The sequence below is a fragment of the Bradyrhizobium sp. LTSP857 genome (assembly GCF_000938285.1).
Lineage (GTDB): Bacteria > Pseudomonadota > Alphaproteobacteria > Rhizobiales > Xanthobacteraceae > Bradyrhizobium.
This window is the reverse complement of sequence record NZ_JYMS01000026.1, coordinates 23958-43285: the sequence shown is the minus strand read 5'-3', so window position 1 is coordinate 43285 and position 19328 is coordinate 23958. Positions and strand designations below refer to the sequence as shown.

Genomic DNA, 19328 nt, shown 5'->3' with positions numbered 1-19328 from the left:
ATATTCATAATGCGAATAGCCTCATTAGGGCCGCGCAGGCGCGCTCCGGTGTGGATTGGAACGAATGAGCGGCCGAGAACGAAGCCGCCGCACCGCGTGAAGATAGTGAGGAAGGATGCTCAGAGGACGCAAGATACTGGTTACGGGAGGCGGCTCCGGAATTGGCGCGGCCACAGTTGCCGTCATCCGCGACCGTGGGGCGCAGGCATACATTATCGATGCTACTTCTTCGCCGGATGCAAACAATCAGGACTTCTCGCAAGCAGACGTCACTGACTTTTCTGCTGTTGAGCGGGCAGTCGCAGAAGCGGCCAGTCGCATGAGCGGAATAGACGGACTCGTCAATGTTGCCGGCGTGACGGGCGGCCGCCCGCTAGAGAGCACGGATATGGCTCAGTGGGACCACGTTTTCGCAGTCAACCTCACCGGCACCCTCAATGTCGCGCGCGCGGCCCTGCCGTTTCTTCGTCAGGCTGAAGAGGCCAGCATCGTGAATGTTTCTTCCGGGGTGGCGCTTAACCCGTTTCCCGGACTGGGTGCCTATGCAGCTTCCAAGCGGGCCGTTCTCAGTCTTACTCAGACCTGGGCGATGGAACTAGCGCCGCGCATCCGGGTCAACGTGGTCTGTCCGGGCGCAGTCGATACGCCGATGATAAAAAATGCAAGCCGGTTGAACGGCGATCTCTATGCGCTCAAGCGGATCGCACGTCCCGAAGAAGTCGCAACCGCTATCGCGTTTTTGTTAGGGACGGATGCTTCCTACGTGACGGGAATCATTCTGCCGGTCGATGGTGGACGAACCTATTATTGAAATGTCGAACAACCGCAGGGCCGGCACATAAATGTACCCATCTCCGATCGAGGGTTACGTCGCGCCGGCCACGGTGGATGAGGCCGTGACGGCGTTTGCGCGCTGGGGGGAGGAAACTCACTACATTGCTGGCGGTCAAAGTCTCATGCAGGCCATCAAGTCACGTATGGTCCGGCCAAAATGTCTGGTGGATTTGCAGAAGATCGACGCAATCCAGGGTATTCATCAAGAGCCGGGCACCATTCGTATCGGCGCGATGACACGCTACTGCGACATCGCCGATAGCGAACTTTTGGAAGGCCCCTTCGCCGCGTTGGTTGACGGCGCGGGCCACGTTGGCGACCGTCAGGTTCGTCACCGCGGTACGATCGGCGGCAGCCTGTGCTGGAACTATATATCGGCATGCATGCCGGCAGTTAACCTCGCGATCGGATCCCAGCTGACTTTGGCCTCTTTGTCTGGGCAAACGCGAGCGGTCGATATTGAGGACTTTCTCGGCGCGCCGCTGGAAACGAGCCGCCAGGAAGGCGAGCTCTTGCTGTCGGTGGAACTGCCGCAAACTCTTGGGCGAGCCGGCAGTGCTTATCGAAAATGGAGCCTGATGACCGACGGGCTTCCCGTAATCGGCGTCGGCGCTTTCCTGCAACTGGACGACGTGGGTTCCTGTTCTTCGGCACGGATCTCGGTTACCGGGCTTGAAAGTGGGCCTATCAGAGTCCTGACGGCGGAGCGCGCGTTAATTGGCGTCTCGCATTCAAACACAAAGGGGATCGAGGAGGCGTTGAACGACAGTTCGACCTCACTCGATACTCACTCGGACGAGGATGCCGACGCGGAATACCGAAGGGTGCTATTCCGCCACTTGGGCCGGGACGTCGTCACTAGGGCGTTTATGCGCGCGCTGGGTAATCGGGAATGAATACGTCAGTTTCGATCACGATAAATGGCATCGCTTACGAACGTAGCATCCCCATCAGAATGCTGCTGGTGGATTTCATTCGGTATGAAGCGGGACTCACCGGCACTCATGTCGGATGTACATTCGAGGGAGCCTGCGGCGCATGCACCGTCCATCTTGATGGCGATGCCATCAAATCCTGTCTCGTTCTGGCCGTCCAGTGTGATGGTCGTTGGATCACAACGGTGGAGGGGTTAGCGGAGGGTAGCGAGTTGCATCCGCTGCAAATCGCCTTCAACGAACATCATGCCCTACAGTGCGGCTATTGCACGAGCGGGCTGTTGATGACCGGCGTCGACCTCATTGAGAAAGACTCGGAATTAAACGAGGAAAAAGTCCGTCACGGTATAACGGGCAACCTCTGCAGGTGCGCCGGCTATTCCAACATTGTGGATGCGATCCTTAGCGTGGCCCGTGCGAGGACTCATGAGGAGGAGGTATAGTCTTTGAAAGAACTTCATGCTGGCGGGATCGGCGCGCGCCTTCCTCGCAAGGAAGACATCCCGATTCTGAGGGGAGAGGGGCGCTACTTCGCCGATATCTCAATTGCCGGCCAGCTTCACGTGATGTTCTTGCGTTCACCGCACGCTCACGCGCGCATTCTGTCGATCGATGTGTCAGCCGCCGAGGAATTGCCCGGAGTCGTCGCCGTGGTCACCGGCGAAATGATCCGAAATGAAATGTTGCCTTTGCCTCAGCCTAGCGTCGGAGGCGGGCTACCGGGACGGAAGCCCAAATTTTGGCCTCTCGCTGTCGAGAAGGTGAAGTTTCACGGCGAGCCGGTTGCGGCAGTTGTAGCAGAGACGCCGTATTTGGCGGAGGATGCGCTCGAAGCGATCTTCGTGGAATACGAGCCATTGCCCTATGTAGGTGACATGGAGGCGGCGCTTGATCCGTCGTCGCCCCGGGTCCACGAGGATTGGAATGACAACGAGATCTTCAAGTCCAATTTTCGCGCGACCCGCTCAGCCGATGAACACGCGGCCCACATAGAAGAAGCGAAGCGTCGGATCGCGGAAGCACCGTTTGTTGTGAGGCAACGTTTTCGGACACATCGCTGCGGAATTACCGCGCTTGAACCGCGGGGAGCGCTTGCTGTTTGGGACGCGAGCGAAGGGATAACGACGTGGATGACGACCCAGCGTCCGCACCTGCAGCGGTTGAGCCTGGCGGAAGTCCTCAAGTTGCCGCAGGCGAAAGTCCGGGTCATTACGCCGCGCGATCAGGGCGGCGGTTTCGGGATGAAGGGGTCGGTCTACCGCGAACCGTTGCTCGTAGCCTATCTCGCGCGGCATCTTCGTCGCCCGGTACGGTGGCTGGAAACCCGCGAGGAAAATCTGATGGCTGCAGGTCAGGGCCGGGATCAGATACATGATATCGAACTGGCGGCTGACGCCAACGGAAGGCTGGTCGCCTTACGTGACAAAATCCAAACCGACGCCGGCGACGGATGTTTGGGAGGTACCTGGGGTTACGCCATGCCGATGGTGGGCGGAATGCGGCTTCCAAATGCCTACATTCTCCCGTTCTGCGATATTCAGTTGCGAGTCGCGGTAACCAACAAGGCCTCGTTATGCCCGGCACGCGGTTTCGGGATTTTCGCTCCGCGATTCGCGCTCGAGCGCGCGCTGGATATGCTTGCCCGGAAGATCGGTGTTGAGCCGGCGGAACTCTTGCGGAAGAATTTCATCACAACGTTTCCAGCGCGTCTGTCGACCGGCCTGGGTTACAGCAGCGGCGACTTTGTCAAGACCTTCGATAGACTGATAGAATTGGTCGATATTCCGGAATTCCGCAGGCGTCAAAAAGAGGCATTGAGTCTGGGCCGCTATATCGGCCTGGGGATCTCCACGGGTGTCGAGGTCTCCGGCGTCGACAATTTATCATACCTTACGGCAACAGGTGGGCCGAGCTACGCGACGGTTGATTTGCGAGTGGATCCCGAAGGTCACGTAACTGTTGCCTATGGTGATGGACCAACCGGTCAGGGCTCCCAGACGACGATCGCTCAGGTCGTTGCCGAGGAGCTTGGCATAGATCCCCAAAACGTCACTGTCTTGTCAGGCGATACCCTTACGACAACGTATAGTCCTGGCACGGTCTCCGGGCGTGGTGCCTCGATGGTTTTGCCGGCCGTGGCGCTGGCATGCCGCGATCTTAAGAAGAAGATAGTTCGTGTTGTTGCGAATGATGCCTCCATCGTTGCAGGGGACGAGGAGTTCAGTTTTGCAGATGGCTACATAACCCACGGTGGTAACAGCAATCTGAGGCGCAGCTTCGCCGAACTTGCTCATCGCATTGTGATTGGTGCTGTCGATCTTCCGCCGGGTGACACGGGTGGATTGGAGCAAAGAGCAGTCTTCGAGGCCACAAGAGGAAACGTCTGCTTCAGTGCGCACGCCGCCTTTGTGGAGGTCTCGCCGGAAACCGGCCGCGTCAAGATTACGAGATATGTCACCTCAGACGACGCCGGCGTTGTCATCAACCCCCTGATTGTGGAAGGGCAAATACAAGGCGGCGTCATTCAAGGTATCTCGAACTTCTTTTTCGAAGAGTATGTGTACAACGACGAGGGTCAGCAGATGACGTCGACGCTCGAAAGCTACAAGATCGCCAAGGCGTCTGATGTCCCACGTATCGAAATATACCATGACGCCGGGACGCCAAATCCAACCAATCCGCTCGGCACGCGAGGCATCGGCGAGGGTTGCATTGCGCCGGTGCCGGGCGCGCTTGGCAACGCGATTAGCGATGCGCTGCGTCCTCTCGGAATCGAAATAACGGACCTTCCGGTTCGTCCGGGCCCTCTGTTTCATAGGATGGACGTTGCACTACGCGACGATCAACAGGCGTAGTCCGGCTTTAGCCCAATCGAGGATCTGATGGATGGGTGTGGCGAACTCCCCTCGTATCAGGTCACAAGGCAGCTTATGCAAGCGAGACACCCCTTAACTTCATTTTGCCACCGTGCTCGCCTTTCGCGCTTGACTAATTCGTCAGCCGAATATCTCACTTCAGTTTCACGCAGTCAGCTAGATCCCTAATGGCGAGAGACGGCAAGAGCATACATCCAAAGGAAGGGCAGTTCGTCGCGGCGCTGGCGAAAGGGCTCGGGGTGCTTCAATGTTTCAGCCCTTCGACGCCAGAACTAGGTTCAAGTGAAATTGCCCGCATGACTGGGATGCCACAGCCGACGGTTTGGCGGCTTTGCTCCACGCTTATCCAGCTTGGTTTTCTGGTCGTGGTCCCCGGCAGGCAGACGATGCGTCCAGGAATTTCACTTCTTGGCCTGGGGCAAGCGGTTTTGTCGGGACTGCCCATTGGCGAGCTCGCACTGACGGATATGCAGTCGATGGCCAGCCGTCATGAGGGGGCTGTCTCTCTGGGTGCGCGTGACGGATTGAGCATGCTCTTTTTGCAGCGGTGCCAAGGATCCGCGATCTTAGTGGCCGATCTAAGAGTAGGATCACGCATTCCGATTGCAACGTCGGCAACGGGCTGGGCCTATCTCGCCGCGCTGGATACCGTCGCACGCAACAAGCTGATTGCGGAATTGAGCGCCTCGCTGGGCACGCAGTGGTCCATGATCGAACCAAAGCTTGCCGCCGCGCTTCGCCAATTTGCGAAGCAAGGTTATGTTGTCAGCAAGGGATCGTCGAACGCGCGGATTAACGCCGTCGCTGTCCCGGTCAAATCTCCTGACGGTTCAGTCATCCTTTCGCTCAGTTCGGCTGGCATCAGCGAGATATTCCAGGGCGACAAGTTGGCCCGGCTTGGGTCGGAGCTAAAGCTGCTCGCCGCAAAGCTCGCACCGCTTCTTTCTTTCCAACGGGTGACTTGATCGCTCCTGAGACGGCCGGTTTGCCCTCGGTGCCTACGTATCGGGCCAATGCGAGAAAGTGCTGCTCCCCGGCGTTCCGCCTTGCCGATCCAGTAACCGCACAAGGGCGGGGAATGCCGCCAGGATAGCGTTGGTCGTCGGACCGCAATCCTCAATCAACTTTACCCATTTCCTTGAGTACTTCGTTGGCGGCCTTGAAGGCATCGAGGCCTGCCGGAATGCCGCAATAGACAGTAGCGTGCAAAAGCACTTCCTTGATTTCCTCGACGGTGAGGCCGTTGCTGATCGCGCCACGCGTGTGCAGCTTGATTTCCGGCGCGCGGTTGAGCGCCGTCAGCATCGCGAGGTTCAGCATGCTGCGAGTCTTGCGATCCAGACCCGGTCTGGTCCAGGCATAGCCCCAGCACCATTCGGTAGTGATGTGCTGAAATGCCATCATAAAATCATTGGTGGTCTCGATCGACTTGTCGACATAGGACGCGCCGAGAACTTCACGGCGTAACTCAAGGCCTTTATCGAAAAGACCGCCGAGCGTGATCGTCTGGTCGTAACTCACCTTACTCTCCCTTTTTGTTGGATGGGTCCGATTGCCGGGTGTGGCCGCCCTAGTATCGGCCTGAGCCGATCAATATTTCATCGCCTCGGGATGCAACTGTCACAAAATCAAAGGTCTCTCGGGAGTTCAAGCGCGATCGACCTGCTTGGCGTGCTGTTGCGGGACACCGTCAGCTTTTCTCACACAGCGTCAGCTTATTTGAATTGCGTTGTTCCTGCCGGCTAAGACATGAGTTGCGTCTTGTCGGCCTGTATCGGACTGCACGGAGCGGATATTTTGTGCGACCGCGGGTCCATCAATTTCGCAATGCGCCTTGAACTGCTGACCCAGCGAATCTGAATAGTGCCTTGAAAAAGCGAGATGTTGGCCATGAAGAAGGAACTGTCGGTTGCCATTATCGGTGCGGGTATGGGCGGCTTGGCATCCGCTGCATCGCTTCGGCGCGCAGGTGTCGGCGTCACCGTCTACGAGCAGGCGGCGCAGTTCAGCCGGCTGGGCGCGGGCATCCAGATTGGATGTAATGCGATGCAGGTCCTGCGTCTGCTGGGCCTCGAGAACAAGCTGCGCTCGGAGGCGTTTTATCCGCGCTCCTGGAACAACAAGGACTGGCGCACCGGCGAGATCCGCTTTGACATGATCTTCGGTGAAGCCGCCGAGAAAAAATTTGGCGCACCATATCTTCTAGCGCATCGCGGCGATCTGCATTCGGCGCTGGCCAGCGCCGTTCCAGACGAATGTATCAAGCTGAACCACAAGCTGACCGGCTTGGAAGAAGGAGCCGACGGCGTAAAGCTGACATTTGCCAATGGATCGACCGCCGTGGCCGACGCTGTGATTGGCGCGGACGGCGTCCATTCCATCGTCAAGACGATCCTGTTCGGCGCAACGGAACCGAACTTCACCGGCCGTATCGCCTACCGCACCACGTTCCCGGCCAGGCTGCTGAACGGATTCGAGATCGACGAATGCACCAAGTGGTGGGGCGAAGACCGGCATATCGTGATCTACTATGTGAAGCCGGATCGCAGTGAGGTCTACTTCGTGACCAGCCAGCCGGAGCCGGACTTCCACACCGAGTCATGGTCGGCCAAGGGTGACGTCAAAGTGTTGCGCGCGGCGTTCGAAGGGTTTCACCCTCAGGTCCAACATGTGCTCAACGCCTGCCCGGCGGTGCACAAATGGGCGCTGGTCGACCGCGATCCACTTCCGAGCTGGTCTGCCGGCAATGTGACCCTGCTCGGTGATTCCTGCCATCCGATGACGCCCTATATGGCCCAGGGCGCGGCCATGGCGATCGAGGACTCGGCGGTGCTGTCACGCTGCCTCGAAGGCGTCGAACGGGAGGGTGTCGCGGATGCGTTCCGCCGCTTCGAAGCGACCCGCAAGGAGCGCACATCCCGCGTCCAGGGAACCTCGCGCACCAACACCTGGCTGAAAGACAAGACCGACACTGACTGGGTCTACGCCTACAATGCCTGGACCACGCCACTGGCAGCATAGTCGCAGCACACCGAGCAGCCAGGCAATGCCGCTGTTTATCATTTTGACGTTTGCGAATGAGTGCTTGAAGGAGGCTGTATATGACCACGGCGACAACCGCAAACGGAGACAAACCCGTCGTCGCGCAAGACCGGCTTGCTGCTGGCTTTTCTCGCATCAGGCTCGACGGCACAGAGAACGGCAAGTATCTGGCGGCCTATGTCGCTGGGCGTGAGGATGCCGAGGCAGTTCTATTCAACACCTCAATTCTCACCGACAGCCGGGTCTGGACGGACCAAGCCGCTCGCGCCTTGGCGCTGGGCTACCGGGTTGTCTGCGTTGATTTCCGCGGCCACGGCGCCTCGTCACCGTTTTCGCCGCCCTATACTATGCAGGGGTTGATCGCTGACAACATCTCCATCTTCGACGAGCTGAACATCGACCGGGCGCATCTCGTCGGCGTGTCAATGGGCGGGATGGTTGGATTGGGCTTTGGTATCTTGCATCCCGACCGAATCCAGAGCCTGACTCTGTGCGCGACACGTGGGGACGCACCGGCGGCTTTCGCGGCTGGCTGGGATGAGCGAATTGCCTTGGCGACGAAACTGGGGACTGGTGCGCTGGTGCAATCCACCTGCGAGCGCTGGCTTGGCGCGAACTACGTTAGTCATCCCGCTTACGGACTGATAGCGCAAATGATCCAGGAAACCTCTATAGAAGGTTTCGTCGGAGGCGCGCAGGCGATTCAGAAACTGGATTTTCTCGGCGATGCCGGCAAGGTCATCGCTCCGACGCTGCTCATCGTCGGACAGAATGATGCCGGAATGCTGCAGCCGATGCATGTACTTCACGAGGCCATCAAGGGTGCGCGTCTCGAGACGATCGCGAACGCCGGCCACTTGCCGCAGTTCGATGACACCAATAAATTCAATAAGTTGCTGTTCGATCATATGTATACAAACAAAGCCGAGTGTTGACTATTCTAGCCAGCACCAGTCTGGCCGTGGCCGCGGTAAGAAAAACTGACTTGCCACGACCTTGGGCCTTGGCCCATACACATCGCCTATGGTGCGGAAACTTCCCCCTTTAAACGCAATACGCGCCTTTGAAGCGGCAGGCCGGCATGTGAGCTTTACTAAAGCTGCGGCCGAACTCAACGTCACTCATGGTGCGATCAGCCGGCAGGTCGGATTGTTGGAGAGCTGGCTGGGAACTCCGCTGTTTCTGCGCAGCGCGTCGCATCTGGCGTTGACAGAAGCTGGTCGCATTTACCTCGCTGAAGTCACCTCGATGCTCGACCGGCTGGCGGTCGCCTCGATGCAGATGCTGGATAGGACAGCGCCGACGGTACTCAGGATCAATGCTCCGCCGACCTTTGCGATGCGCTGGTTGCTGTCGCGAATTTCCGGCTTTCAGCGTAGGCGTCCCGATGTCGAAATCCGGCTGACGACGTCCACCGCTCCAGTGAATTTCCACGACAACGCCTACGACATCGCGATACGTGGAGCGCAGGAGCCTCTGTCAGGCTACGTCTCGCAGCCTTTCATGACCGAACTGATCGTTCCCGTCTGCCATATCGATCTCCTCGACGGTGGACAGATGTGCAAACCGCAGGATCTGGCGGGGCAGACTCTGATCAGCTATGCGACTGAGCCCTATTCGTGGTCCGATTGGTTGCAGGCTGCAGATGTCCCGGATATCAAACCACGCGGCTCACTCAAATTCGAGCAAATGTATTTTGCATTGCAGGCGGCGGTAGACGGACTCGGCGTCGTGCTTGTTCCGCTTTTCCTTGCGATCGATGACATCATTACAGGCAGCCTGTGCATGCCGTTCGGCGTGCTCGCGGCAAAACAGCGTCAGTATTTTGCCAATGCGGTTCATCCGACACCGACCGTCGAGGCGTTTTATGAATGGCTGCTCCGCGAAGGCCGCGATACCGAGCGGTCGATGGCCGACTGGTCGCTGTCGATGAAGTCGGGAACAGCCAATCCCTAACTGCAGCGAGCTACTCCACGCGACTTTTTGCGTTCTGAAAACAAGAGCAAAGCTCTGAAATGAGAACCGGCCCGCACACGGTGGCTGCGAGCGCCATCGCCGGACAGATCACGAGTTTCGATGACCTTGAACGTAATGCTTGATCGGTCGTGCGGTTACTTCGTTCTTCACCGCGTACATTCGGCGCTCCGATTTGCTTGCGACATAGCGCTGCCTGCATGCGTTGGATCTCAGAGCAATCGGAAAAAGCGTCTCGCAGGGAATCGTACAGTCTGAGACAAGCTATCCTGACGGATTTGCGGGCGGTCCCCACAGCGCCATACCAAGGTGGGCGCGAGCCGTTCGATACGCTTTTCGGAACCGATCGAGGATCGAGCAAGCATTTTGGCAAGGCTGCCGTCGTCGATCCCATTCCAGGGGATTCCCCGATACACATGGCGGCATGGAACCGGCAATCCCGTAGTTTAACGTAGCAGCTCAAAGATTGAATATTTACCGTTCGAGCCCAAACTGTCGGAATATTGGGGGGGAGCCATGCTGAATCGTTTGACCATTTCGGCGATGCTCAAGTCGGTGATTGCCGGTATGGCCACCTGTATAGTGGCCTTTCTGGTCATGACTGCCTGGGAATCCTGGGGTCGGCTGCAGGCCACCGGACGAGTATCGGTCATCGCGGAGGCTTCGGCGAATGCATTCAAGGCGATGCATAATTTGCGCACCGACCGCGCAACGACGAACCAGGCTCTGAACGCTGACGTGTTGGCTCCCGATGCGGAGAAAAATATCGCCGCCTATCGCGAGGCCGAGAACTCGGCGTTGCGACCGATCGCGGATCTCGCCGCAATGGTCGAATTCGCCGATCAAAAGGCGCTGCTTCCCGCGCTGATCCGGCAGATCGAGACGCTCAAAGCTCTGCAAGCTGAAAGCATGGAGGCGATCAGCAAGCCGAAGGCGTTGCGTCGGCCTGGACTCGCCAAGGAATATGTCGAGACCGCCACTGCACTGCTGTTGACGTTGGATAGGTTGTCCACGCAGCTCGCGGCGGCCGTGGACAACACCGATCCTGTGGTCGATCAATTGCTGGCGATCAAGCAACTCGCCTGGCTGGTCCGCGATACCGGCGGTCAAGCGGCCTTGCTGCTATCGAACGGTCTCGCTACCGGGCGCCTGGCGCCAGAAGCGCGTCAAAACTATTCGGAATTCGTCACCGGCACGAAGTTCGTTTGGAAGGCGCTGGAAACCATGGTGGCGGGGGCGCAATTACCTGCCAGCGTGCTCGAGGCGATGACAGCGGCCAAAGCAGCCTATTTCGACCCGCAATTTATGGCGACCTCCGACCAGTTGCTGAATGCGACGATTGCCGGCGAGAAACCGGACGGAGGTCAGTGGGGGACTGATGTGATCAGGCGTCTGGGCACTGCTGTCACGGTTGCCGAGCGCGCGCTCGACGAAGCCAAGCGTCACACCGCGATGCGGTGGTCTTCGGCGCGGCAATCGCTAATCCTGAATATGATGTTGCTTGCCGCTGCCCTTGCGCTGGCGACCGGAAGCATGATGCTGGTGGGCCGCCGCGCCATCAGGCCGCTGCACGCCATCCGCGACGGCATGCTGAAAGTGGCCGCGGGCGACCTCACGGTGGATACCGGCTACACCGAGCGCCGTGACGAGATCGGCGCGCTCGCTGGTGCGCTGGCCACGTTCAAGCAGCAGGCGATCGAGAAGGCGCGCATCGAACAGCAGGAGCGCGAGCGAAATGCCGGCGCCGCAGGCCGCCAGCAGGCCATCGAAGCCTATATCGGAGAATTCGAGAATCAGGTGCGCCAGACGCTGAGCCAGCTCGGCGACGCATCCAACGCCATGCGAGCCACCTCGGATGGCATGTCGAAGGTCTCCAGCCAGACCAATGCCAGCGTGCAAATCGCCGCAAAGGCGTCGGATGAGGCCTCGATGAACGTGCAAAGCGTGGCATCGGCGTCGGAACAGCTGAGCGCGTCGATCGGCGACATCTCGAGGCAGGCCGCGCATGCTGCCGGGATCGCCAGCCGCGCCGTCAACCAAGCCCGCGAGACCGACAGTACGGTGCAGGGGCTTGCGGTCACCGCCAACAAGATCGGCGAAGTGGTCGGCCTGATCAACGACATCGCATCGCAGACCAATCTCCTGGCGCTGAATGCGACCATCGAGGCAGCCCGTGCCGGCGAAGCCGGCCGCGGCTTTGCCGTGGTCGCTGCCGAAGTCAAATCGCTGGCGAGCCAGACGGCGAAGGCGACCGACGATATCTCGGAGCAGATCGCCGACATCCAGAAGGTCGCGGGTGAGGCCATTGAGGCGATCAAGGCGATCGGCGGCATCATCGGCGAAGTCAACGAAGTCGCCACAGCGATCGCTGCAGCCGTCGAAGAGCAGGGTGCCGCGACCCAGGAGATCACCCGCAGTACTCAGCAGGCTGCGCAAGGCACTAAGAACGTGTCCGACAACATCGTAGGCGTCAGCGCCGGCGCCGATGCGGCCGGCGCCGCTGCGCAGAATGTGAAGACAGCCTCGGAGACGCTGGGCGCTCAGACCCAGCAACTGCGCGGCCAAGTCGACGATTTCCTTGGTAAGATCCGCGCGGCCTAAATCGCGAGCCCCCGTCCACGCAGAGCCAACTGGACGTGGATAGTTCTGTTAAAAATCGATGGTCAGCCGACGGCTGTTCATACCTCGGCGCCCAGCAACTTTCATGGCTCTCTGCAACCTTTGTGAGGCTAATCTTCAGCCTCACATGAAGGTCATAGGTTCAAACCCTATCCTCGCAACCACCGAAACCGACGCTCCCGGAGTGAAAGCTGCCGGGGTTTCGGATTTCTGCTCAGATCTAGCCGAGCATTGTCCCGTAAAGGCGCGGCGTTCAATTTCCGGCGCGGCGTTGCTTATGCCACGGACCGTTCCGATGAGACGCCAGGTTCCGGTTGAAGCGTCGGGGCTGCCAGGTGCGGAAGCCGGAGTAGGTCGGCGATGTCTTCGGACCGCACCGCCTTGCTGAACAGGAAGCCCTGCATTTCATCGCAAGCGTGCTCGCGCAGAAAGGTTTCCTGTTCGGCAGTTTCCACCCCTTCGGCGATGATGGTGAGCCCCAGCGCCTTGCCGAGGCTGATGATGGCGTCGGCGATGGCCTTGTCGTCTGAATCCCGCGGCAGGTCCCGAACGAAGGAACGGTCGATCTTGAGGGTATGCGACGAATGAGTTTGGGAGGAGCGCGGACGAGCGGGTTCGCAATAGTAGCGGATAGATCTTGGCGCCCTCAAACTTCAGAATTACCAAGTCGACCCAAGGCGCTCCGGAGCGTGCCTAGCGAACAATATGTTCATCGAGGTCTGTCGCGGCTTATCTGGCGCAATTGACCTCACGACGGTGATCCATGTAACGCGTTTGGCGGGCGCACGGCCAAGCGCACCCGCTAAATCCGCGGGAGGTTGTATGACAGGAATCATGACGGCTTTCGAAGCGCTTTCACTGGATGCCCAGCCGGCGGCCTAGGCGACAACTCTGACAGAACTTGTCGTCGAATCGCCCGGGCTGTGCCGCTGCGAGTGACGCGTGTCATCGGCGGCTGCATGAGCGTTCGACAAGAACACGAGGTTCCTGCCAGATTGCTTGGCGTCGTAAAGGGCGTCGTCGGCCCATTTTGCGACTGTCTCCGGCGTGGCATCTCCATGCGCGAAGGCGACGCCCAAGCTGATTGTCACCACCCCGGCGGAACCATCCACCGGATGCCTGCCGGGATTGACGATACCAAGCGCTTCGACCGACCCGCGGATACGTTCCGCGATCGTCCAGGCAAGATCGGGCGTGGCGTGGGCGAGAACGACAAGGAATTCTTCGCCGCCATAGCGAAAGACGGAATCTTCATCGGTGCGTACCGATACCTCGATGGTTTTCGCGACCCGTCTGATGCACTCGTCGCCAGCGGCATGGCCCGCGGTATCGTTCAGCCGCTTGAAGAAGTCGATATCGGCCATGATGAACGCGATACAGGCCTTCGGGATCGAGGGATCGCCCCAGAGCCTCTCGACCAGATCGGTAGCCGAACGGCGGTTGCCGAGTCCGGTCAGTGGGTCTCGTGTTGCGAGTATTTCCAGCAGGCGGTTAGCGTTTTCCAGCGCGGTGCTGTGATACTGGTTGCGCAGGGACAACAGGAAGCTTTTTTGACCGAGGATCGTCTGGGTCTTGTGCGCGATGGTCGCCGAATAGATTCCAATCGCATAAAAGATCGACGTCCCGATCGCATCCTTGAGGTCGATCACAGGATTAGCGATTTCAAAACCAAAGAATATCCCCGTGGAGCAGAGCATCAGGGACAGCGACCAGACTTGGTCGACATTGAAGACGACGATTGCGATCGTGTTCATGTACATGATGCAGATGAGCAAGCGCTCATAGTTGCTCCCGCCGACCGCGACGGCGAGGAAGCCGTAGGCAGTCATGACGCTGCTCATCAGCAGCACCAGCGATAGGCCTTCGACAGCCGCGCTGCGGGGTTTCCGCCAGACCAGATAGGCACAGGCGTGCAGCGCTGGAACCAGTAACCCGCCGATGGCGATGGCGAACCCGAGGAAGTCAGGAGTGAGAAGGTGGCTGACCGGTACGAAGGCCATGCTCATCAGCGCGACCCAGACCATCCAAGAGCGCGCAATTTTGCTTCGCTGTGGCCAGTCCTTTTCGCGATACGCCCGAACCATCTCGGGGGAAAACTGGATGTCGCGCGTGCGTTGTGACAGCAAGCGCTCCGTCTCGGCTTCGAGTGCAGGCGTCACTGAGACGTTCGCTGCGTCGTCGGGCTGCGTCGGGTTCAAGCTACTGGCAGCCGATCTCAAGACCTGTTTCTCCCTTGGGCCGTCGCTCCTTGCCGCAGGGTCCAGATTAAGAACCTAAAATGCTAAATTTCCCTTGTGGCGAGACCAGTGAGTCTACGGGGTGGGGGATGAATGAGGGGTTCTAGAGTACCTGTAAACGACCACGGATCGACAACCGCGCATCTTGCCGACGATCTCCATCCGTCCGCCGACCCGCGCGATCTCGACGGTGCGTGATCGCTCCTCAATTTCCCGATTCGAATTTCAAACAGCTCGATCGCCGTCATTGCGAGAGAAGCGAAGCAATTCATCGGACAACAGGAAGCCTGGATTGCTTCAGAGCCTGTCATCCGGCGCGCATTCGCGCGACCCGCCGGCTCCTCGCAATTGTGCAAGTTCACAAATTCGCTGATCAAATCCCCTGACAGGAGGATTCGATGCGCGACAACAGCTACGACCGGACAATTGAGCGGACGTTCGTGTCAAGACCGGTCCAGGCAAGCGCGACTGGATGACAATCGGAGTGGCATTCAAGCGACGAACCGGGATTCTTGATCATGCTCAACACGCTGCCGATCAGCAAAGATTGGGATGGTGGTGTAGTCCTCGTCCCGCCGTACCAAGAGGAGGCGGATGGCCTGCCGGACGATTAAAGGCAAAAGGCCCGCAGTTATGCGGGCCTTTCTTCTACATCGTCGCCTGCGGGAGTTTCGCAGGACAACTGCGTGCGGTATGACCTTCTTGATCACAATTACTGCACTTCTGTTGCGCGCGCTTCTTTCTCTCAGCTGAGCCGCCAATCAATTCCTCGAGTTCGTTGTCTACGCGCTCCTTGGTCTCAATACGATCTCGAATGCGCGTCAGGCGTTCGTCCAACTCAATCACCTCCTCTCAGGATTTATGGATCTCGAAAGCGTTGAGACCCGAGCGTGACCATGGTTCGGTCAGCATGCAGGCATCCGGCGTGGGCGCCGTTTCAAGGGAAGCCAACGACGGCATGGTCTTGAACAGCAGATAGCTGGCGCCCTTGCCGTCGGTGAGAGTGCTCAGGAGCGACATGATGTTGTGCATATGCGGCTCGCTGGTGGTCACATTGAGTACCAGCAGGTTGGGCAGTCCCCACTGGGTTTTGTAAGCGCCCCTGGCGATTTCGCGGTACTGCAAAATCTTTCTTAGGTACGAGGTTTGTGACAAGTTAGTGCGCATAACGGGTTCGTGGTTGCGATCGGCTTCAAGGGCAAAGAAGCGAAAAGATTTCGATGGCTTGTACTCAATGCCGAACACCGCATCAGGAATCAGCGGCTTGGACGACCGATGCGTGGTCTTGCTGCGTGGAAAGGTAAAGGAAACCTGACAGGGAAGTTCCAGCGGGTCGTCCTGCTTGGCCGCTGCTGGAGGCATCTTGGCCAGGATTTCCTCCCACGATATCAACCGCAGCTGTGGGTCAGCCCGAATGCCAATCTCGATAGAGGCGAGTATGTCGCAGACCATTAGAGAATGGGAGAACTGCTGGCTCGTCATTGAACTAACGGCGATGCCGGTATATCGCAACGCTTGGCGCTTCAGGTCATCGAGGGGTTGGCGCCAGACGTAGCTGTTCTGCAAGCTTCCAACGTCAGCCGGATACAGCCGTCTACTAATCGATTCCATCACCCCAGGCGGCGAGGACGGCATTTACAGTCGGCTTGTTGTGATTTGGATTCCAGACCAGCCGGGTGGAGATCGTCGGAACCGGGTGAGCTATGGGCACAAGTTTGACGCCATCCCGTCTAAGGATGCGCCAGCTAGCCGGCCCGATACTTACACATCCGAGCACTGCGACAGCGAAGAGGATGGTTGGAAGCTGACTTGCTTCCTGGACGACCCGTGGTTCGAAACCTGCCGAACGATACATAGATATGTACAGATCGTGTCCCGCTGGATCGTACTCACGCGCCAGATTAACGATTGCCTCACCTTCCAGCTCAGCAATCGAGATCTCGGATCTTTTTGCCAGGCGATGATTGGACGGCACGAGGCAGATAACCGGTTCAATGTTCACTGTTTTGAAGGCCAGCCCGGTTACGCGAGCTTCAGATCTGACAAATCCGAGATCGATATCGCCGCGCCTGAGCGCTTCAAGCTGGTCGCGGCCTCCCATTTCTCGGAAATGGAATTCCAGGCTGGGCTCGGCGCTCCGTGCTCTTTCCACAAGCCGGGGAAGCACCTCAAGCGTTGCGGCCCCAATGGTGCCGACAGTGATGATTCCGAGGCGTCCTTCGTGGGCAGCAGCCGCGCTTTTGCCAAGCAGTTCCGCCTTTAAAAGAAGTTTTTCTCCCTCCGAGTACACGAGCTTCCCGGCCGCGGTCAGGGCAACGCTCCTGCGGTTTCTGACGAGCAGTGTCACGGCGAGCCGTCGTTCGAGTTCCTGGATCTGCAAGCTGACTGCTGATTGCGTGGCATTCAACCGATCCGCGGCGCGGCGATAATGCAATTCCTGTGCAACGATCATAAACGTGCGTAGCAAGCGGAGCTCAAGGAGTGGGGGGGTGTTCAAGATTTCTCATCCTGTGATCAAGATCCGGTCCTGTTCGCTGCCGCTGCTACCGGATAGGTTCGGCATCTGCCATCAGTCGCCCGCGTTTAACTATGGATGCCATGGTTTTGGCGCTGCTTGGGGGCGGTGGTAGCCAACGTTCTGCATAGTCGTCCAAAAAAATCAAACCAGATAGGGGAAAACGCCGTGATCACGAGAAACCTTAATTGTGCGACAGCACTTGGCGTCATGATGGCTCTGTGCGTCTCCAAGCCGGGCTTTGCCCAAATTCCGAAAAACATGCTCAAAGTCGGAGTCTTGTCCGACATGTCCGGTCCTTTCTCGCAACAGGCTGGTCCGGGATCTGTCGTCGCCGCTGAAATGGGTGCCGAGAAGTTTCGCGCTGAAGCTGGCGACCTCAAGGTTGAGATCGTTTCCGCCGATCATCAAAACAAGGTGGATGTCGGTTCTTCAATCGTGCGGAGTTGGATCGATCGCGATGGCGTGACTGCGATCGTCGATATGCCGAATTCGGGTGTGGCGCTCGCCGTCGCCAACCTGGCGAACGAAAAGAACCGTGTCACGCTGGCTTCAACCGCCGCTTCGTCGGACATGACCGGCAAGGATTGCAAAAGCACCACGGTGCAATGGGATTGGGATACATGGGCGCTGGGCAATGCAATCGCCCGTGCCGTGACTGCGGCCGGCGGCAAACGCTGGTATTTCATCTCTTTCGACTATGCGCTCGGCCGGGCGCTTGAGAGGGATACGACCGAAGCGCTTGCGTCGGTCGGCGGGCAGGTTCTTGGCGGCGTGAAACATCCCCTCGGGACGATGGATTTTTCATCCTACATTCTTCAGGCGCAATCGTCCGGAGCGGATGCGATCGCTTTGGGCGATACAGGAACCGACGCTGTCAATGCTATCAAGCAGATGGCCGAGTTTGGAGTCTTCAACGGAAAAACGAAACTAGCAGCTCTCTTTCTGCTGCTGACAGATGTTCAGGCTCTCGGCACAGAGCTGGCGCAGGGGACATTGCTCGCCGAACCGTTTTATTGGGATCTCAATGACAAGACCCGTGACTTCGCGACGCGCTTTGCGGCCCGAATGAACGGGCAGATGCCGACCACCGATCATGCAGGCGTTTATTCATCGACCCTCGCCTACCTGCGTGCTGCGAAAGCAGCAAACACGATCGTGGGCGACAAGGTCGTCGCTGAAATGCGTAAGAATACGATTGATGACGATCTGTTTGGTCCGACAAATGTTCGCATCGACGGCCGGGCTGTACACAACATGTACGTCTTCCAGGTCAAATCCCCGAGTGAGTCGAAGAACAAGTACGATCTCTACAAGCTGGTAAGCACCATCCCACCGGAGCAAGCATTTCGGCCTCTCAATGCAGGCGGATGCCCCCTGGTCAAGTAAATCCGTCTCACTATCCGGGATACCTTTGCGGGCCGCCGGCTATTCGGTTTTGATCCACGCGGCCGCCCCCCCGGGACCGGATATCCAATCCGACCATCTCAAAAGGATCGTAAATGACGACATCGAACCGGCTTGAAAACAGGGTTGCCATCGTGACCGGTGCAGCCCAGGGCATCGGACGGACTTATGCGCTGGCGCTCGCCGCGGCCGGTGCAAAGGTTTGCGTATCGGACATCACGATGCCGGAGGAGACGTTGAGGCAACTCACCGAAGCCGGCGGAGAAGCGTCCGCGGTGGTGGCCGATGTGTCCAGTCAGGCCTCGCTTGACGCGATGGTGGAGCACACGGTTTCCAGATTTGGTCGTCTCGATGTGCTGGTGAATAACGCCGGTATGTTCGGATCGCTCAAAATGCAGGGTTTTGCGGACATCACACCCGAGGAATGGGATCGTGTCATGGCCGTTAATGTGCGCGGCGTCTGGCAGGCGATTACTGCCGCTGTTCCTGCCATGAAGAAGACCGACGGGGGAAATATCATCAACATCTCGTCCGGCACCGTCTTCAAGGGCAGTCCCTATCTGCTGCACTACGTAACGTCGAAAGGTGCGGTGATGGCACTGACCCGTGCGATCGCGCGGGAACTCGGGGACAGCAATATCTGCGTGAATGCGATCGCGCCGGGATTGGTGATGAGCAGCAACGTTCAGTCCCATCCGGATTGGCAGGGCGTCGCCGCATCCATCGTTTCAACCCGGGCGATCAAGCGGGAATCGATGCCTGATGATCTTATTGGCGCGTTGCTTTTCTTTGCCTCAAAAGACAGTAATTTTGTCACCGGTCAGACTTTGGTGGTCGATGGTGGCTCGGTTATGCACTGACCGAAATTCAAGAAACGGCATAGGGAGAA

General features: G+C 58.4%; 17 protein-coding genes. 11 read left to right on the top strand and 6 right to left on the bottom strand.

Features of this window, described 5'->3' with window-relative positions; all coding sequences use genetic code 11:
• The first annotated feature begins 115 nt into the window (after window positions 1-115).
• The 5 genes from UP06_RS14360 (at window position 116) to UP06_RS14340 (ending at window position 5610) form a co-directional block, all read left to right on the top strand.
• Entirely contained in the window at window positions 116-811 is a 696-nt protein-coding gene (locus tag UP06_RS14360) for an SDR family NAD(P)-dependent oxidoreductase (protein ID WP_045003299.1), read from the top strand.
• 31 nt (window positions 812-842) lie between these two features.
• Window positions 843-1730, top strand: a complete 888-nt coding sequence (locus tag UP06_RS14355; protein WP_045003297.1) for an FAD binding domain-containing protein — start codon at window positions 843-845, stop codon at window positions 1728-1730.
• Window positions 1727-2212 (top strand): (2Fe-2S)-binding protein, encoded by a 486-nt coding sequence (locus UP06_RS14350; protein ID WP_045003294.1) that lies wholly within the window; start codon window positions 1727-1729, stop codon window positions 2210-2212. Before UP06_RS14355 ends, UP06_RS14350 begins: the two co-directional genes overlap by 4 nt.
• Window positions 2213-2215: 3 nt before the next feature.
• Window positions 2216-4624, top strand: coding sequence for a xanthine dehydrogenase family protein molybdopterin-binding subunit (locus UP06_RS14345; RefSeq protein WP_045003293.1), 2409 nt, complete (start codon window positions 2216-2218; stop codon window positions 4622-4624).
• A gap of 188 nt (window positions 4625-4812) precedes the next feature.
• Window positions 4813-5610 carry an IclR family transcriptional regulator gene (locus UP06_RS14340; RefSeq protein WP_045003291.1) on the top strand — a complete coding sequence of 266 codons (798 nt, stop codon included), beginning with the start codon at window positions 4813-4815 and terminating at the stop codon, window positions 5608-5610.
• A 151-nt stretch (window positions 5611-5761) separates the two neighbouring features.
• Here UP06_RS14340 and UP06_RS14335 read toward each other — a convergent pair whose 3' ends face one another.
• A complete protein-coding gene (locus UP06_RS14335) occupies window positions 5762-6166 on the bottom strand; it encodes a carboxymuconolactone decarboxylase family protein (RefSeq protein ID WP_045013285.1) in 405 nt (134 codons plus the stop codon).
• A gap of 369 nt (window positions 6167-6535) precedes the next feature.
• Between UP06_RS14335 and UP06_RS14330 the strand changes: the two genes are divergently transcribed.
• From UP06_RS14330 to UP06_RS14315, 4 genes are all read left to right on the top strand, one after another.
• Window positions 6536-7666 carry an FAD-dependent monooxygenase gene (locus UP06_RS14330; RefSeq protein ID WP_045004136.1) on the top strand — a complete coding sequence of 377 codons (1131 nt, stop codon included), beginning with the start codon at window positions 6536-6538 and terminating at the stop codon, window positions 7664-7666.
• An 80-nt stretch (window positions 7667-7746) separates the two neighbouring features.
• Entirely contained in the window at window positions 7747-8622 is an 876-nt protein-coding gene (locus tag UP06_RS14325) for an alpha/beta fold hydrolase (RefSeq protein ID WP_045003289.1), read from the top strand.
• An 88-nt stretch (window positions 8623-8710) separates the two neighbouring features.
• Window positions 8711-9643: a LysR substrate-binding domain-containing protein gene (locus UP06_RS14320; RefSeq protein WP_045003288.1), complete on the top strand. Its 933-nt coding sequence runs from the start codon at window positions 8711-8713 to the stop codon at window positions 9641-9643.
• Window positions 9644-10177: 534 nt separating this feature from the next.
• Complete coding sequence (locus UP06_RS14315; protein ID WP_045003286.1) at window positions 10178-12262, top strand: methyl-accepting chemotaxis protein; 2085 nt, start codon at window positions 10178-10180, stop codon at window positions 12260-12262.
• Between the two features lie 293 nt (window positions 12263-12555).
• Here the strand turns inward: UP06_RS14315 and UP06_RS14310 are convergent, their stop codons facing one another.
• From UP06_RS14310 to UP06_RS39865, 5 genes are all read right to left on the bottom strand, one after another.
• On the bottom strand, window positions 12556-12930 hold the full coding sequence (locus UP06_RS14310) for an EAL domain-containing protein (RefSeq protein ID WP_045003283.1): 375 nt from the start codon (window positions 12928-12930) through the stop codon (window positions 12556-12558).
• Between the two features lie 228 nt (window positions 12931-13158).
• Window positions 13159-14499: a GGDEF domain-containing protein gene (locus UP06_RS14305; protein ID WP_156162971.1), complete on the bottom strand. Its 1341-nt coding sequence runs from the start codon at window positions 14497-14499 to the stop codon at window positions 13159-13161.
• Window positions 14500-15165: 666 nt separating this feature from the next.
• Complete coding sequence (locus UP06_RS39870) at window positions 15166-15354, bottom strand: hypothetical protein (RefSeq protein WP_197087234.1); 189 nt, start codon at window positions 15352-15354, stop codon at window positions 15166-15168.
• A 15-nt stretch (window positions 15355-15369) separates the two neighbouring features.
• Entirely contained in the window at window positions 15370-16083 is a 714-nt protein-coding gene (locus tag UP06_RS14300) for a replication-relaxation family protein (RefSeq protein ID WP_197087232.1), read from the bottom strand.
• A gap of 31 nt (window positions 16084-16114) precedes the next feature.
• Window positions 16115-17014 carry a LysR family transcriptional regulator gene (locus tag UP06_RS39865; RefSeq protein ID WP_082081408.1) on the bottom strand — a complete coding sequence of 300 codons (900 nt, stop codon included), beginning with the start codon at window positions 17012-17014 and terminating at the stop codon, window positions 16115-16117.
• A gap of 186 nt (window positions 17015-17200) precedes the next feature.
• Between UP06_RS39865 and UP06_RS14290 the strand changes: the two genes are divergently transcribed.
• Both UP06_RS14290 and UP06_RS14285 read left to right on the top strand, forming a co-directional pair.
• On the top strand, window positions 17201-18421 hold the full coding sequence (locus UP06_RS14290) for an ABC transporter substrate-binding protein (RefSeq protein WP_245305479.1): 1221 nt from the start codon (window positions 17201-17203) through the stop codon (window positions 18419-18421).
• Window positions 18422-18534: 113 nt separating this feature from the next.
• Window positions 18535-19299 carry an SDR family NAD(P)-dependent oxidoreductase gene (locus UP06_RS14285; RefSeq protein WP_045003274.1) on the top strand — a complete coding sequence of 255 codons (765 nt, stop codon included), beginning with the start codon at window positions 18535-18537 and terminating at the stop codon, window positions 19297-19299.
• Window positions 19300-19328 lie beyond the last annotated feature (29 nt).

Bases quoted from the DNA above. Each gene is read 5' to 3' on its own strand.
- UP06_RS14325 (WP_045003289.1), top strand. From the start codon at position 7,747: ATGACCACGGCGACAACCGCAAACGGAGACAAACCCGTCGTCGCGCAA.
- UP06_RS14340 (WP_045003291.1), top strand. From the start codon at position 4,813: ATGGCGAGAGACGGCAAGAGCATACATCCAAAGGAAGGGCAGTTCGTC.
- UP06_RS14355 (WP_045003297.1), top strand. From the start codon at position 843: ATGTACCCATCTCCGATCGAGGGTTACGTCGCGCCGGCCACGGTGGAT.
- UP06_RS14320 (WP_045003288.1), top strand. From the start codon at position 8,711: ATGGTGCGGAAACTTCCCCCTTTAAACGCAATACGCGCCTTTGAAGCG.
- UP06_RS14350 (WP_045003294.1), top strand. From the start codon at position 1,727: ATGAATACGTCAGTTTCGATCACGATAAATGGCATCGCTTACGAACGT.
- UP06_RS14360 (WP_045003299.1), top strand. From the start codon at position 116: ATGCTCAGAGGACGCAAGATACTGGTTACGGGAGGCGGCTCCGGAATT.
- UP06_RS14330 (WP_045004136.1), top strand. From the start codon at position 6,536: ATGAAGAAGGAACTGTCGGTTGCCATTATCGGTGCGGGTATGGGCGGC.
- UP06_RS14285 (WP_045003274.1), top strand. From the start codon at position 18,535: ATGACGACATCGAACCGGCTTGAAAACAGGGTTGCCATCGTGACCGGT.
- UP06_RS14315 (WP_045003286.1), top strand. From the start codon at position 10,178: ATGCTGAATCGTTTGACCATTTCGGCGATGCTCAAGTCGGTGATTGCC.